We start from the raw sequence: 14,116 nt of genomic DNA on the forward strand, positions 1-14,116 counted from the left end.
CTGTCGTACAAGCTGATTGCCAAGAACGGCTCCATCAGCTACATGATGATGCGTTTCGTAACGCTGTTCGTCATGGTATGTGGAACGTGGTTCGTCATTCAGAAGGAACTGACCTATGGCCAATTTATCGGATTTTTGCTATTGTCGAATGTGTTCTTCCGGCCGATTGAAAAAATCAATGCCATTATCGAGAGCTACCGCAAGGAATTCCGGCTTCAAGCGGTATGCCGCTCTGCTCGACACCGAGCCGGACGTGGCGGACACACCCTGATGCGAAGGTCATTGGGGAGCTGCAAAAGGAAATAAAATTCGACAAAGTGTCGTTCGCTACGATCGCGCTCCAGCGTACTCAACGATATCGATCTGACGATCCGCAAAGGAGAGACGGTCGCTTTCGTCGGTCCTTCAGGCGCCGGCAAGACGACTCTGTGCAGCTTGCTGCCGCGCTTTTACGAGGTTGATGCGGGAACTGTCTCTATCGATGGTTCGATATCCGGCAAGCGAAGCTAAGCTCGCTGCGCAAGCAGATAGGCATCGTGCAGCAAGACGTCTTTCTGTTCTCGGGAACGATAAGGGAGAACATTCTATACGGCAACCTTAATGCGACAGAAGAGCAAATCTGGGAAGCGGCAAGGCGGGCGCGGCTCGACGATTTTATCCGGGCGCAGCCGGACGGTCTGGATACCGTCATCGGCGAACGCGGAGTGAAGCTGTCGGGAGGCAGAAGCAGCGGATGTCGATTGCCCGGATGTTCCTGAAAAATCCGCCGATCCTCATCTTGGATGAGGCGACCTCCGCGCTCGATACGGAGACGGAGACGATCATTCAGCAATCGCTTGCGGAGCTGTCGAAGGGTCGGACGACGCTTGTTATCGCGCATCGACTCGCTACGATCAAGAACGCCGACCGCATAGTCGTCGTGACGGAAGACGGTATTGCCGAGCAGGGTGATCATCAAGAGCTGATCGGGGCCGACGGAGTCTACAGCCGTCTTCATCGGCGCAGTTCGGCGCATGATCGGTTTCCTCTTAGTCGTCTCATAGAATAAAAAGGAGTGTCCGGAATTGCACCTGCTTGCGGAGGAATCGAGCCGATTCAACGAGAGGCTTGCGGTATACGAGACGACGCGATTATACGGAGAGACGGGGAAATACCGGATTCTTCAGTTCGCGGATGCGGCCGTGCAAGGAGCGGCGGATTTGAAGAATCCGAGTCGCATCGTCCTTCCCTATCAGAGGCTCTCCTTCACTTGATGGAGCGCAACGTCCCTTCGTTAGAGGACGTATTCGTCATCGGGCACGGAATCGGGTCAATCGCGGGCAATACCCGCACAAGCGATTTGTCGTCGCGGAAATCGACGAGAAGGTGGTCGAGCTGAGCAATTGTTTTTCAACTATCGGCTGGATAACGTAATTGTCGGCGACGGACGCACCATTTTGCTCGATCAGGCTGCGAACGCCTTCGATTGCATCATTTTGGACGCTTTTAACAACTCGAACGGACTCCGGGCATTTGGTATCCGTTCCCTTTTTTGATCTGACGCGGACAAGCTGGACTCTCGCGGAATCCTCCTCGTGAATGTCGTAGGAAAAGCCGTCAACGACAAGCTCGTCAATGCCATTCATTCGTCCATGAGACAAGCGTATGGCTGCACGAAAGCTTTTTTTCTGCCGGAGAGGACGATGACCGCTCGGCAATGTTCTTTTGACCGGGAGCGGGAGTCATTGAATACGATGCCGGGCAGATGGCGGGCTTTGCCGAGATTGAACTCGAAGAAGGTTATCCGATCCGGGACGGGCGGGCGTATATTTCGGGAAGTTCACGCAGATCTTAGACGTTAAGGAAGAACTGCGGAGGAAAAAGAAATGCGCAATGTTTGTTGCCGCGCCATGGCGATCGTTGTCGCGGCGTCGGCGCTGTTCGGGCTTTCGAAGGGCTACCCGCATGCATTTGCGGCGGGCTCGCCGTGGAGCGATCCCGTTGTCGTCTCTGTTCGTGTCAGCCCGGATGCGACATACGAGACACGGCTGGCCGTCGGACATTTGCATATCGGGCAGTCTTCGCAGCAACGCGAAGAGGACTCGTCGAAGTTCGCTCCCATATTGACCGATATTTACGTTCGCGTGTCCCATGGAGGGCTGCCGAAGCTATATCGCTTGGAAAGCTCGGGCCGCCTCTGGAACGAGGAAGAGCGCCTGAACGTTAGTTTGCCGGAAAAGCTATCCGCCAAGCTGTTGAAGGAAGCGGACAAGGCAAGGGCGGCCCATTATGGAGAAGCGATTGCCTGGAAAGAAGCGAAGCGTATATTGCCGCGCAAAAGCGTGTTCAAGGTAATGGATATGAAGACGGGGCTTGTCTTCCGCGTTCAACGCCGAGCGGGCAGCGACCATGCCGACGTGCAGCCGATCTCGCGCGAGGATACGAAAATCATGAACGAAATTTACGGCGGGCAATGGAGCTGGAATCGAAAAGCGGTCGTCGTCCTGGCTGCCGGTCGGCGGATCGCCGCATCGATGAACGGCATGCCGCACGGGGCGACGGAATACCGGACAACGGCTTTTCCGGCCATTTTTGCATTCACTTCTCGGAGAGTACGACGCACAAATCGTCCGTACCCGATCCGGCCCATGAATTCATGGTTCACAGAGCGGCGGGAGACGCGCGAGCTTATCTGGATTCCGCATCTCCGTCCTTACTGGCGCGCAGCTTGGTCGAAGCGCTGAATCAACGGGATCGCGAGTGGATCCGGCTTCTCGCGGAAGGAAGCGAGCGTGACGAGGCGGCGTCGTTGATCGGAGAGACGGATTCCGTGACGTCCGCAAGAACGGTCGCTCAGCGACAGCCGTTGCCGGAGGAAGATCGTCTCGTCGCAACGCTGGAATCGGAAGTCGCCATCGAACGCAGAGGCAAAGGTAAGCGGCATCTGCCGTTCCGATTCGAGTTTGCGCGGCTGTCTCCCTATTCGCCTTGGCGGCTTCAGAGCGTCGAACGGGGTCCATCAGAAGGTAAAGTAAAATAAAAAGCCCCGTCAGGGGCTTTTGGCTTTTCGGGCTCAAGCTTTGAGTCCTCCGAGCAAGGGCATAATCGTTTTTACCATGTCGACCCCCATACGCACCATCGGCAACGCCTTCTGCATGAATCCCATCCAATCGTCCAGCCCGTTCAATCCGAAAAAACCGCCTCCGGCAACGCTTCCGGATGCGGGCGCTCCGGCAGAGCGGCTGCCGCATTGCCGGCTGACGGAGACAGCAGAGCCGACACTTGCGCGTACTTCGCGAAGCCAATTTGCCCCGGCCGCTCTTGCTCTTTCGATTGTCGCGCACACCGGATAGAACCAGCTGATTTTGCTCGATTCCCCGGATCCAACCGACATAGTGCCGCCCGTCATGCAAGACGACGCGGACGGGCTGCCCCTTCCATTTTCCGGCTTGGCTTCGAATACTTGACGATTTCGCGTTAGCAGCCATGAGAATCACCTCTCCCTTTAGCTTCCTTTCTTCACAATATTCACGCGAAGGAAGATCGATTGTACGTTGTCCCATTGACGACGGTCAGGGTGTAGTTTGCTAAAAAATCAATCCCCGGAAATTTCGCAATAATGGGCAACCATACAATCTGCTTCCGGCCGGAAGAATACAATATCGAGTGATCAAAGTCACAAAATCTAATTGGTGGTGAGATTTCATGAGCGGTTATGCCGGAGGCGCAGGTTATGTGGGGCTAGTTCTGCCGCATTCGTACTTGTATTGTTCGTCTTGCTGGTCATTATTCTTAAGGCGGTATCCTACTAATTAGCTGCAGATCGAACGGACTGCCTTTCCATTATGCTCAATAGAGCGTAATGGATTTTTTTTTGAGGGCGAAGCAGGTAAAATGGACGCAAACGGGGAAAATAATTCCGATGTTTCCCAATTGAGGAGAAAGATATGAACAAGCAGCCCGGCAGTGTCCCCTTCGGCTACGAGCCGCCGGCCGACACGGAAAAAGGAACGCTTATCTACTACGATACATTCGAAAGCTCATCGGAAAAAGAATGGACCGCGTTGCCGATTATGCGATCGAGCGCTCCTTTCGCCGGCTCGTCCTGTACTTGATTCATGAGGAAACGGCCAAGAGGATGTCCAGAAAGACACCGGTCAGCGCCTATTACAAACGAGAGGCTCGACTGAGCCAATGGCTGGAAGAACGGGGAGACCCGACGGTCTCGATCGACGGATGGGAAGGAAAAAAGAAAAAAGTATACGCCGATCGATTCCGCGCTCCGTCATTTGACCGAGACGCTGCCGGCCCTCACTTCGTGTACATGACGACGGATACCGCCAATTCGTTCGCTTCGTTCTCCACTTTCGAATCATGGATCGTTAACGTGCGGCTGTTGCTGCCTTCGGAGCCGAAGACAGCGCATCCGATGCTTGAACGATATCGACACCGATGGAGTCCTTCCTTTAGTTCCGCTTCGGTGACCCGGTTTCAATCGATATTTCCTCCGGAAGCCGCTTCGATGTGCCCGGAACCGCGCGAGGCCGGTAATCGATCACCTCGGAGGAATAAATCGAGATGAACATGCGCCCCCGCTTGCGAACGCGCGTATAAGGATGGGCTGATTGTAAGGATTTCGAAAAGCGAAATCGGGCCCTCCCCAGCTTACGGTCGCGTCGCGTCCGGGAAGCACGTACGGGACGTGCCGGCTGTGGAATACCTCTTTACGATTAACAGCCCCGCCCGGTCGACGGCATTGAACAAAGTCGAGGATACTTGACAGATTCCGCCGCCGATGCCCTCCGACAATTCTCCTCTGACGATTACGGGAGCGCGTACATACCCCTTCTTTTCGTTGCGCTGACCGACGATTTGATTGAACGAGAACGTCTCGTTCGGAAACACGACCTGATTGTTAATGGCTTTGGCCGCCAACGCGATGTTGCGCGAGCGGTTTTTGTTGCCCGCATTGAAGTATGTGACGTAATGACCGATCGGCTTTTCCCTTAGATAAGCCAACAATTCGCTGTCTACCTTCGGGTAGATCAGCTTGAGCGGTACTTCCATCGACGATGTGCCGCTGCCGTAGAAATAGATGTGAAACAAGTGAGTAAAGCCGGCCCGGTCCAAACGATAGCCGGGCTGCTCGGCCACGATGCCTCCGTGATTTCCGATTTCGGCGTCACGGGCAGTCGGAGGTCTGACGTTCGACGTTGTCGAGCAAACTATCGAGCTTGGCGGGGTCGATCAAAGGAGTGGCGGGCAGCGAATAGTCGCCGCGATTCACTTTTGCGACCGTCGTTCCTTGATTTACGATCGACAATTCGTCAGGGACGGCATTCTGCCGAAGAACGAGCGAAATTCCCGCAATCCACAACAAGCGCAGCATGAGACACCTCTTAAATGGGCGATGTTCCGTTAGTATCGGTTGTTGGCGTTCGATTATGAAGGAACGCGCGGAACGAGAAAGTTAAACGAAATTTAACTATTCATGCGTAAAGCCATCGTCTATGATGAGGTCAAATCTTATTCGTAAACGAGGTTGAACCGACGAATGGTACGCGTGCTGTATGTGAAGACGACCCGAGATCGGTCTCTGGGTGAAAGATGACCTGGAACGCAGAGGCTATAAGTAGAATGGCTGACAACCGGGGAAGGCGCGGCGAGCTGGCGAAGCAAGCCGATTTGGTCGTGCTTGACGTCATGCTGCCTGGGCTCGACGGGTTCACGGTAGGCCAAAGATTGAAGAAAGAGGCTCCGGGCATTCCAATCCTTATGCTCTCCGCGAGAACGTCGGTCGACGATAAGCTGCAAGGCTTGCGCTTCGCCGACGATTATTTGACGAAGCCCTTCCACCCGGACGAGCTGGTGCGCGGCTTGAGGTGCTGCAGCGAAGATATGACAGCTTCCCGGAAAAAAGCGTCAAGCTGGTCATATCCTCGTCCATGTCGACCGGCTTACCGTGATCGACAGCCGTACGAATGACGAGATTCCGCTCACGTCCAAGCAATGGCAAATTTTGCACTATTTTATTCGCCATCCCAATCAAATATTGACCAAGGAACAAATTTACGAAGCTGTCTGGAGGAGTCGTATATCGAAGGAGACAAGACGATCATGGTTCATATTCGCACATTCGCGAGAAGCTCGAAATCGATCCGGGCAATCCGGCTATTATCGAGACGATTCGGGACTCGGCTACCAGGAAAGGCTGCTTCGAGCATTCAAACTGAGGCAATCGCTGCTGTCCCAATACTTGCTGATCGTTCTGGCGGCACTGCTTCTGTTGCCTCTATCGTCTCCTCTGGTTTCATTGCTCCTATATTGGCCGTGCGAGCATCGGTCGATCCTGCGGAGGCCCTATACCGGGACGGAGAAAAGCTGGAGAAAATGTGGCGCTCCGAAGCGGCAAAGCTGAAGGAGCGCGGACGGGCAAGTGGATGAAACGCTGCGCAAGCTTAAGATCGAATATCCCGCGCGATATGTTCTGGGTGGACGAGAGCGCAAGACGCGGCTAACGCTGACTGCGAGCAAGACATTCCGCCATTTGAACGCTCTTACACGGTACGATTTATGAAGGAGCGAACGGAGAGATCCTTTCACCGTCATCGTTTCATCGGGGAAGGGAGCGCGCGGATTCATGTATTCGAGCTGGCTCGAAGCACGATGAATTCGGAAGAGCTGGAGTGGAGCGAACATGGAGCTAAGGGATCTTTGCGGCTTCCTGCTGATCCTTCTTTGTTCTCTTGTATCGCTGCTTTTCTTCTACCGGATAAGAAGAAGGCTCGTTCGATTGCAGAAGCCATGACCGTCCCCTCGGATACCCGTATTCCCGGTCCGGTCAACGCGCTTAATGAAGATGAAATCGACGGCTGAGCGCTCATTCAATCGGATGGTTCAAAAGCTTGAGGATAGTCGGAGAGAGGAGATCGAGAAGAGGCGCTCCGACGGACTTGATCGCCAAGCTGTCCCATGACTTGACGCCGCTGACGACCATTGCGGACATGCGTTCAGCCTTAAGCAAGAAGCGCTTACCGACAAAGGAAAATCTTCGATTGAGCCTCATCGAACGAAAAACGGACTATTTGGGACAATCTGATCGAAAATTTAATCTCTTATTTTCGTTGTTAACGTCCGCAAATATCCGTATCGTCAGCAGCGCGTCGATATCGTCCGATTGGCGAGAACGCATTCGCCGCTGGTATCGGTATTCGAGCAAACGGCTTCGAGATCGACTCCGAATTGTCCGAGAACGCAGAACATAAGTGCGACCGAAACGGCCCGATTTCGTGACGAACACATTTTGCAAGATGTCGTCAGCACCCGCTCCATGCCACTTGACGCGATATCTCGTCGGCGCGAATAGCAATATCCGATTTCAGGTCAACCTCGGATCGATCTCTAGAAGCCGTGATGCTCGAGCGTATACCAATGCTGAATATGCGTGTCACGACTACGGAGGTATCGACGCTGAGACGATACGGATATTGCCGGACGTTAACAACGAATATGAGATTAATTTTCGATCAGTTTCCCAAATAGTCGGTTTTCGTTCGATGAGCTCAATCGAAGAATTTCCTTTTCTAAGCGCTTCTTGCTTAAGCTAACGAGCATGTCCCGAAATGTCGTCAGCGCGCTCCGCAAGTCAGGACAGCTGCGATCAAGTCCCGTCGGAGCGCCTCTTCCTCATTCCCTCTCCCGACTATCTCAAGCTTGAACCATCCCATGAATGAGCGCTCAAGCCGTCCGATTTCATCTTCATTAAGCGCGTTACCGGACGGGAATACCGGTATCCGAGGACGTCATGCCTTCTGCAATCGAACGAGCCTTCTTCTTATCGGTAGAAGAAAAGCAGCGATACCAAGAAACAAAAGAAGATCAGCAGGAAGCCCGCAAAGATCCACCTTAGCTCCATGTTCGCTCCACTCCAGCCTCTTCCCGAATTCATCTGCTTCGAGCCAGCTCGAATACCATGAATCCGCGGCGCTCCCCTTCCCCGATGAAACCGATGACGGTGAAAGGATCTCCTCCCGTTCGCTCCTTCATAAATCTACCGTGTAAGAAGCGTTCCAAATGGCGGAATGTCCTTGCTCGCAGTCAGCGTTAGCCGCGTCTTGCCGCTCTCGTCCACCCAGAACATATCCGCGCGGGATATTCGATCTTAAGCTGCGCCAGCGTTTCATCCACTTGCCCGTCCGCCGCTCCTTCCAGCTTTGCCGCTTCGGAGCGCCACATTTTCTCCAGCTTTTCTCCGTCCCGGTATAGGGCCTCCGCAGATCGACCGATGCTCGCAACGGCCAATATAGGAGCAAATGAAACCAGAGGAGACGATAGAGGCAACAGAAGCAGTGCCGCCAGAACGATCAGCAAGTATTGGGACAGCAGCGATTGCCTCAGTTTGAATGCTCGAAGCAGCCTCTTCATGACTTCACCCGGTAGCCGAGTCCCCGAATCGTCTCGATAATAGCCGGATTGCCCGGATCGATTTCGAGCTTCTCGCGAATGTGCCGAATATGAACCATTCGTCTTGTCTCCTTCGATATACGACTCCTCCCAGACAGCTTCGTAAATTGTTCCTTGGTCAATATTGATTGGATGGCGAATAAAATAGTGCAAAATTTGCCATTGCTTGGACGTGAGCGGAATCTCGTCATTCGTACGGCTGTCGATCACGGTAAGCCGGTCGACATGGACGAGGATATGACCCAGCTTGACGCTTTTCCGGAAGCTGTCCATATCTTCGCTGCAGCACCTCAAGCCGCGCCACCAGCTCGTCCGGGTGAAGGCTTCGTCAAATAATCGTCGGCGAAGCGCAAGCCTTGCAGCTTATCGTCGACCGACGTTCTCGCGGAGAGCATAAGGATTGGAATGCCCGGAGCCTCTTTCTTCAATCTTTGCCTACCGTGAACCCGTCGAGCCCAGGCAGCATGACGTCAAGCACGACCAAATCGGCTTGCTTCGCCAGCTCGCCGCGCCTTCCCGGTTGTCAGCCATTCTACCTTATAGCCTCTGCGTTCCAGGTCATCTTTCACCCAGAGACCGATCTCGGGGTCGTCTTCCACATACAGCACGCGTACCATTCGTCGGTTCAACCTCGTTTACGAATAAGATTTACCTCATCATAGACGATGGCTTTACGCATGAATAGTTAAATTTCGTTTAACTTTCTCGTTCCGCCGTTCCTTCATAATCGAACGCCAACAAACCGATACTAACGGAACATCGCCCCATTTAAGAGGTGTCTCATGCTGCGCTTGTTGTGGATTGCGGAATTTCGCTCGTTCTTCGGCAGAATGCCGTCCCTGACGAATTGTCGATCGTAAATCAAGAACGACGTCGTCGCAAAAGTGAATCGCGGCGACTATTCGCTGCCCGCCACTCCTTTGATCGACCCCGCCAAGCTCGATAGTTTGCTCGACAACGTCGAACGTCAGACCTTCCGACTGCCCCGTGACGCCGAAATCGGAAATCACGGAGGCATCGTGGCCGAGCAGCCCGGCTATCGTTTGGACCGGGCCGGCTTTACTCACTTGTTTCACATCTATTCTACGGCAGCGGCACATCGTCGATGAAGTACCGCTCAAGCTGATCTACCCGAAGTAGACAGCGAATTGTTGGCTTATCTAAGGGAAAAGCCGATCGTCATTACGTCACATACTTCAATGCGGGCAACAAAAACCGCTCGCGCAACATCGCGTGGCGGCCAAAGCCATTAACAATCAGTCGTGTTTCCGAACGAGACGTTCTCGTTCAATCAAATCGTCGGTCAGCGCAACGAAAAGAAGGGTATGTACGCGCTCCCGTAATCGTCAGAGGAGAATTGTCGGAGGGCATCGGCGGCGGAATCTGTCAAGTATCCTCGACTTTGTTCAATGCCGTCGACCGGCGGGGCTGTTAATCGTAAAGAGTATTCCCACAGCCGGCACGTCCCGTACGTGCTTCCCGGACGCGACGCGACCGTAAGCTGGGGAGGGCCGATTTCGCTTTTCGAAATCCTTACAATCAGCCCATCCTTATACGCGCGTTCGCAAGCGGGGCCGCATGTTCATCTCGATTTATTCCTCCGAGGTGATCGATTACCGGCCCCTCGCGGTTCCGGGCACATCGAAGCGGCTTCCGGAGAAATATCGATTGAAACCGGTCACCGAAGCGGAACTAAAGGACTCCATCGTGTCGATATCGTTCAAGCATCGGATGCGCTGTCTTCGGCTCCGAAGGCAGCAACAGCCGCACGTTAACGATCCATGATTCGAAAGTGGAGAACGAAGCGAACGAATTGCGGTATCGTCGTCATGTACACGAAGTGAGGCCCGGCAGCGTCTCGGTCAAATGACGGAGCGCGGAATCGATCGCGTATACTTTTTTCTTTTTCCTTCCCATCCGTCGATCGAGACCGTCGGGTCTCCCCGTTCTTCCAGCCATGGCTCAGTCGAGCCTCTCGTTTGTAATAGGCGCTGACCGTGTCTTTCTGGACATCCTCTTGGCCGTTCCTCATGAATCAAGTACAGACGAGCCGGCGAAAGGAGCGCTCGATCGCATAATCGGCAACGCGTCCCATTCTTTTTCCGATGAGCTTTCGAATGTATCGTAGTAGATAAGCGTTCCTTTTTCCGTGTCGGCCGGCGGCTCGTAGCCGAAGGGACACTGCCGGGCTGCTTGTTCATATCTTTCTCCTCCAATTGGGAAACATCGGAATTATTTCCCCGTTTGCGTCCATTTTACCTGCTCGCCCTCAAAAAAAAATCCATTACGCTCTATTGAGCATAATGAAAGGCAGTCCGTTCGATCTGCAGCTAATTAGTAGGATACCGCCTTAAGAATAATGACCAGCAAGACGAACAATACAAGTACGAATGCGGCAGAACTAGCCCCACCATAACCTGCGCCTCCGCATAACCGCTCATGAAATCTCACCACCAATTAGATTTTGTGACTTTGATCACTCGATATTGTATTCTTCCGGCCGAAGCAGATTGTATGGTTGCCCATTATTGCGAAATTCCGGGATTGATTTTTTAGCAAACTACACCCTGACCGTCGTCAATGGACAACGTACAATCGATCTTCCTTCGCGTGAATATTGTGAAGAAAGAAGCTAAGGGAGAGTGATTCTCATGGCTGCTAACGCGAAATCGTCAAGTATTCGAAGCCAAGCCGGAAAATGGAAGGGCAGCCCGTCCGCGTCGTCTTGCATGACGGCGGCACTATGTCGGTTGGATCCCGGGAATCGAGCAAAATCAGCTGCGTTCTATCCGGTGTGCGCGACAATCGAAAGAGCAAGAGCGCCGGGGCAAATTGGCTTCGCGAAGTACGCGCAAGGCGAAAGTGTCGGCTCTGCTGTCTCCGTCAGCCGGCAATGCGGCAGCCGCTCTGCCGGGAGCGCCCGCATCCGGAAGCGTTGCCGGAGGCGTTTTTTCGGATTGAACGGGCTGGACGATTGGATGGGATTCATGCAGAAGGCGTTGCCGATGTGCGTATGGGCGACATGGTAAAAACGATTATGCCCTTGCTCGGAGGACTCAAAGCTTGAGCCCGAAAAGCCAAAAGCCCCTGACGGGCTTTTTATTTTACTTTACCTTCTGATGACCCCGTTCGACGCTCTGAAGCCGCCAAGGCGAATAGGAGACAGCCGCGCAAACTCGAATCGGAACGGCAGATGCCGCTTACCTTGCCTCTGCGTTCGATGGCGACTTCCGATTCCAGCGTTGCGACGAGACGATCTTCCTCCGGCAACGCTGTCGCTGAGCGACCGTTCTTGCGACGTCACGGAATCCGTCTCTCCGATCAACGACGCCGCCTCGTCACGCTCGCTTCCTTCCCGAGAAGCCGGATCCACTCGCGATCCCGTTGATTCAGCGCTTCGACCAAGCTGCGCGCCAGTAAGGACGAGATGCGGAATCCAGATAAGCTCGCGCGTCTCCCGCCGCTCTGTGAACCATGAATTCATGGGCCGGATCGGGTACGGACGATTTGTGCGTCGTACTCTCCGAGAAGTGAATGCAAAAAATGGCCGGAAAAGCCGTTGTCCGGTATTCCGTCGCCCCCGTGCGGCATGCCGTTCATCGATGCGGCGATCCGCCGACCGCAGCCAGGACGACGACCGCTTTTCGATTCCAGCTCCATTGCCCGCCGTAAATTTCGTTCATGATTTTCGTATCCTCGCGCGAGATCGGCTGCACGGCATGGTCGCTGCCCGCTCGGCGTGAACCGGAAGACAAGCCCGTCTTCATATCCATTACCTTGAACACGCTTTTGCGCGGCAATATACGCTTCGCTTCTTTCCAGGCAATCGCTTCTCCATAATGGCCGCCCTTGCTTGTCCGCTTCCTTCAACAGCTTGGCGGATAGCTTTTCCGGCAAAACTAACGTTCAGGCGCTCTTCCTCTTCCAGAGGCGGCCCGAGCTTTCCAAGCGATATAGCTTCGGCAGCCCTCCATGGACACGCGAACGTAAATATCGGTCAATATGGGAGCGAACTTCGACGAGTCCTCTTCGCGTTGCTGCGAAGACTGCCCGATATGCAAATGTCCGACGGCCAGCCGTGTCTCGTATGTCGCATCCGGCTGACACGAACAGAGACGACAACGGGATCGCTCCACGGCGAGCCCGCCGCAAATGCATCGGGTAGCCCTTCGAAAGCCCGAACAGCGCCGACGCCGCGACAACGATCGCCATGGCGCGGCAACAAACATTGCGCATTTCTTTTTCCTCCGCAGTTCTTCCTTAACGTCTAAGATCTGCGTGAACTTCCCGAAATATACGCCCCCGTCCCGGATCGGATAACCTTCTTCGAGTTCAATCTCGCAAAGCCCGCCATCTGCCCGGCATCGTATTCAATGACTCCCCCGCTCCCGGTCAAAAAACATTGCCCGAGCGGTCATCGTCCTCTCCCGGCAGAAAAAAAAGCTTTCGTGCAGCCATACGCTTGTCTCATGACGAATGAATGGCATTGACGAGCTTGTCGTTGACGCTTTCCTACGACATTCACGAGGAGGATTCCGCGAGAGTCCAGCTTGCGCGGTCAGATCAAAAAAAGGAACGGATACCAAATGCCCCGGAGTCCCGTTCGAGTTAAAAGCGTCCAAAATGATGCAATCGAAGGCGTTCGCAGCCTGATCGAGCAAAATGTGCGTCCGTCGCCGACAATTACGTTATATCCAGCCGATAGTTGAAAAACAATCTGCTCAGCTCGACCACCTTCTCGTCGATTTCCGCGACGACAAATCGCTTGCGGTATTGCCCCGCGATTGACCGATTCCTGCCCGATGACGAATACGTCCTCTAACGAAGGACGTTGCGCTCCATCAAGTGAAGGAAGCCCTCTGATAGGGAAGGACGATGCGACTCGATTCTTCAAATCCGCCGCTCCTTGCACGGCCGCATCCGCGAACTGAAGAATCCGGTATTTCCCCGTCTCTCCGTATAATCGCGTCTCTCGTATACCGCAAGCCTCTCGTTGAATCGGCTCGATCCTCCGCAAGCAGGTGCAATTCCGGACACTCCTTTTATTCTATGAGACGACTAAGAGGAAACCGATCATGCGCCGAACTGCGCCCGATGAAGACGGCTGTAGACTCCGTCGGCCGCGATCAGCTCTTGATGATCACCCTGCTCGGCAATACCGTCTTCCGTCACGACGACTATGCGGTCGGCTTCTTGATCGTAGCGAGTCGATGCGCGATAACAAGCGTCGTCCGACCCTTCGACAGCTCCGCAAGCGATTGCTGAATGATCGTCTCCGTCTCCGTATCGAGCGCGGAGTCGCCTCATCCAAGATGAGGATCGGCGGATTTTTCAGGAACATCCGCAATCGACATCCGCTGCTTCTGCCCCTCCGACAGCTTCACTCCGCGTTCGCGATGACGGTATCCAGACCGTCCGCTGCCCCGGATAAAATCGTCGAGCCGCGCCCGCCTTGCCGCTTCCCAGATTTGCTCTTCTGTCGCATTAAGGTTGCCGTATAGAATGTTCTCCCTTATCGTTCCCGAGAACAGAAAGACGTCTTGCTGCACGATGCCTATCTGCTTGCGCAGCGAGCTTAGCTTCGCTTGCCGGATATCGAAACCCATCGATAGAGAACATTCCCGCATCAACCTCGTAAAAGCGCGGCAGCAAGCTGCACAGAGTCGTCTTGCCG

At 54.1% G+C, this 14,116-nt stretch carries 14 protein-coding genes and 6 pseudogenes; 12 read left to right on the top strand and 8 right to left on the bottom strand.

Annotated features, from left to right (window positions below; translation table 11 throughout):
• The 5 genes and pseudogenes from D3H35_RS00300 to D3H35_RS00320 all read left to right on the top strand — a co-directional run.
• Nucleotides 1-1,017: pseudogene (locus D3H35_RS00300) on the top strand (ABC transporter ATP-binding protein); the annotation flags it as partial.
• A 47-nt stretch (nt 1,018-1,064) separates the two neighbouring features.
• Nucleotides 1,065-1,253 carry a hypothetical protein gene (locus D3H35_RS00305; protein ID WP_119147283.1) on the top strand — a complete coding sequence of 63 codons (189 nt, stop codon included), beginning with the start codon at nt 1,065-1,067 and terminating at the stop codon, nt 1,251-1,253.
• 321 nt (nt 1,254-1,574) lie between these two features.
• Nucleotides 1,575-1,841 carry a hypothetical protein gene (locus tag D3H35_RS00310; RefSeq protein WP_119147284.1) on the top strand — a complete coding sequence of 89 codons (267 nt, stop codon included), beginning with the start codon at nt 1,575-1,577 and terminating at the stop codon, nt 1,839-1,841.
• 24 nt (nt 1,842-1,865) lie between these two features.
• Nucleotides 1,866-2,723, top strand: a complete 858-nt coding sequence (locus D3H35_RS00315) for a hypothetical protein (RefSeq protein WP_147355681.1) — start codon at nt 1,866-1,868, stop codon at nt 2,721-2,723.
• Nucleotides 2,708-3,019 (top strand): hypothetical protein, encoded by a 312-nt coding sequence (locus D3H35_RS00320; RefSeq protein ID WP_119147286.1) that lies wholly within the window; start codon nt 2,708-2,710, stop codon nt 3,017-3,019. Before D3H35_RS00315 ends, D3H35_RS00320 begins: the two co-directional genes overlap by 16 nt.
• 33 nt (nt 3,020-3,052) lie before the next feature.
• On the opposite strand, the gene D3H35_RS00325 is transcribed toward D3H35_RS00320, so the two are convergent.
• Entirely contained in the window at nt 3,053-3,373 is a 321-nt protein-coding gene (locus D3H35_RS00325; protein ID WP_147355682.1) for a hypothetical protein, read from the bottom strand.
• 553 nt (nt 3,374-3,926) lie between these two features.
• Here D3H35_RS00325 and D3H35_RS33885 point away from each other — a divergent pair.
• Together D3H35_RS33885 and D3H35_RS33890 are read left to right on the top strand one after the other, a co-directional pair.
• Entirely contained in the window at nt 3,927-4,094 is a 168-nt protein-coding gene (locus tag D3H35_RS33885; RefSeq protein ID WP_325049968.1) for a hypothetical protein, read from the top strand.
• 23 nt (nt 4,095-4,117) lie between these two features.
• Complete coding sequence (locus tag D3H35_RS33890) at nt 4,118-4,561, top strand: hypothetical protein (RefSeq protein ID WP_325049970.1); 444 nt, start codon at nt 4,118-4,120, stop codon at nt 4,559-4,561.
• Here the strand turns inward: D3H35_RS33890 and D3H35_RS00335 are convergent.
• Nucleotides 4,446-5,368: pseudogene (locus D3H35_RS00335) on the bottom strand (VanW family protein). The gene D3H35_RS33890 and the pseudogene D3H35_RS00335 sit on opposite strands and share 116 nt — an antisense overlap.
• Nucleotides 5,369-5,567: 199 nt before the next feature.
• Here D3H35_RS00335 and D3H35_RS33895 point away from each other — a divergent pair.
• The 3 genes and pseudogenes from D3H35_RS33895 (at nt 5,568) to D3H35_RS00345 (ending at nt 6,855) form a co-directional block, all read left to right on the top strand.
• A pseudogene (locus D3H35_RS33895) lies at nt 5,568-6,212 on the top strand (response regulator transcription factor).
• A 203-nt stretch (nt 6,213-6,415) separates the two neighbouring features.
• Complete coding sequence (locus D3H35_RS30500) at nt 6,416-6,556, top strand: hypothetical protein (protein WP_158593865.1); 141 nt, start codon at nt 6,416-6,418, stop codon at nt 6,554-6,556.
• An 89-nt stretch (nt 6,557-6,645) separates the two neighbouring features.
• On the top strand, nt 6,646-6,855 hold the full coding sequence (locus D3H35_RS00345) for a hypothetical protein (RefSeq protein ID WP_147355683.1): 210 nt from the start codon (nt 6,646-6,648) through the stop codon (nt 6,853-6,855).
• Between the two features lie 4 nt (nt 6,856-6,859).
• Here D3H35_RS00345 and D3H35_RS33335 read toward each other — a convergent pair whose 3' ends face one another.
• From D3H35_RS33335 to D3H35_RS00360, 3 genes and pseudogenes are all read right to left on the bottom strand, one after another.
• Nucleotides 6,860-6,985: a hypothetical protein gene (locus D3H35_RS33335; RefSeq protein ID WP_267901323.1), complete on the bottom strand. Its 126-nt coding sequence runs from the start codon at nt 6,983-6,985 to the stop codon at nt 6,860-6,862.
• A 1,097-nt stretch (nt 6,986-8,082) separates the two neighbouring features.
• Complete coding sequence (locus D3H35_RS00355; RefSeq protein ID WP_119147290.1) at nt 8,083-8,403, bottom strand: hypothetical protein; 321 nt, start codon at nt 8,401-8,403, stop codon at nt 8,083-8,085.
• Nucleotides 8,400-9,059: pseudogene (locus tag D3H35_RS00360) on the bottom strand (response regulator transcription factor). Before D3H35_RS00360 ends, D3H35_RS00355 begins: the two are co-directional and overlap by 4 nt.
• A gap of 179 nt (nt 9,060-9,238) precedes the next feature.
• On the opposite strand from D3H35_RS00360, the pseudogene D3H35_RS34450 reads away from it, so the two are divergent.
• Together D3H35_RS34450 and D3H35_RS00380 are read left to right on the top strand one after the other, a co-directional pair.
• Nucleotides 9,239-10,227: pseudogene (locus D3H35_RS34450) on the top strand (VanW family protein).
• Nucleotides 10,228-11,093: 866 nt separating this feature from the next.
• Nucleotides 11,094-11,471 carry a hypothetical protein gene (locus D3H35_RS00380; RefSeq protein WP_119147291.1) on the top strand — a complete coding sequence of 126 codons (378 nt, stop codon included), beginning with the start codon at nt 11,094-11,096 and terminating at the stop codon, nt 11,469-11,471.
• Nucleotides 11,472-11,551: 80 nt separating this feature from the next.
• Here the strand turns inward: D3H35_RS00380 and D3H35_RS00385 are convergent, their stop codons facing one another.
• The 3 genes and pseudogenes from D3H35_RS00385 to D3H35_RS00405 form a co-directional block, all read right to left on the bottom strand.
• A complete protein-coding gene (locus D3H35_RS00385; protein WP_119147292.1) occupies nt 11,552-11,926 on the bottom strand; it encodes a hypothetical protein in 375 nt (124 codons plus the stop codon).
• Between the two features lie 112 nt (nt 11,927-12,038).
• The gene (locus D3H35_RS00390; RefSeq protein ID WP_119147293.1) at nt 12,039-12,242 is read right to left on the bottom strand and encodes a hypothetical protein; all 204 of its coding nucleotides are present in this window, start codon (nt 12,240-12,242) and stop codon (nt 12,039-12,041) included.
• A 1,273-nt stretch (nt 12,243-13,515) separates the two neighbouring features.
• Nucleotides 13,516-14,116 (bottom strand): annotated as a pseudogene (locus tag D3H35_RS00405) (ABC transporter ATP-binding protein); the annotation flags it as partial.

This window comes from Cohnella faecalis (assembly GCF_003570905.1).
In the GTDB taxonomy this organism is placed as follows: Bacteria; Bacillota; Bacilli; order Paenibacillales; family Paenibacillaceae; genus Cohnella; species Cohnella faecalis.

What these genes read in the sequence shown, in the direction of transcription:
- D3H35_RS00315 (WP_147355681.1), top strand. Translation starts at nt 1,866, where the DNA reads ATGCGCAATGTTTGTTGCCGCGCCATGGCGATCGTTGTCGCGGCGTCG.
- D3H35_RS00325 (WP_147355682.1), bottom strand. Translation starts at nt 3,373, where the DNA reads ATGTCGGTTGGATCCGGGGAATCGAGCAAAATCAGCTGGTTCTATCCG.
- D3H35_RS33885 (WP_325049968.1), top strand. Translation starts at nt 3,927, where the DNA reads ATGAACAAGCAGCCCGGCAGTGTCCCCTTCGGCTACGAGCCGCCGGCC.
- D3H35_RS33890 (WP_325049970.1), top strand. Translation starts at nt 4,118, where the DNA reads ATGTCCAGAAAGACACCGGTCAGCGCCTATTACAAACGAGAGGCTCGA.
- D3H35_RS00345 (WP_147355683.1), top strand. Translation starts at nt 6,646, where the DNA reads ATGAATTCGGAAGAGCTGGAGTGGAGCGAACATGGAGCTAAGGGATCT.
- D3H35_RS33335 (WP_267901323.1), bottom strand. Translation starts at nt 6,985, where the DNA reads ATGTCCGCAATGGTCGTCAGCGGCGTCAAGTCATGGGACAGCTTGGCG.
- D3H35_RS00355 (WP_119147290.1), bottom strand. Translation starts at nt 8,403, where the DNA reads ATGAAGAGGCTGCTTCGAGCATTCAAACTGAGGCAATCGCTGCTGTCC.
- D3H35_RS00380 (WP_119147291.1), top strand. Translation starts at nt 11,094, where the DNA reads ATGGCTGCTAACGCGAAATCGTCAAGTATTCGAAGCCAAGCCGGAAAA.
- D3H35_RS00385 (WP_119147292.1), bottom strand. Translation starts at nt 11,926, where the DNA reads ATGAATTCATGGTTCACAGAGCGGCGGGAGACGCGCGAGCTTATCTGG.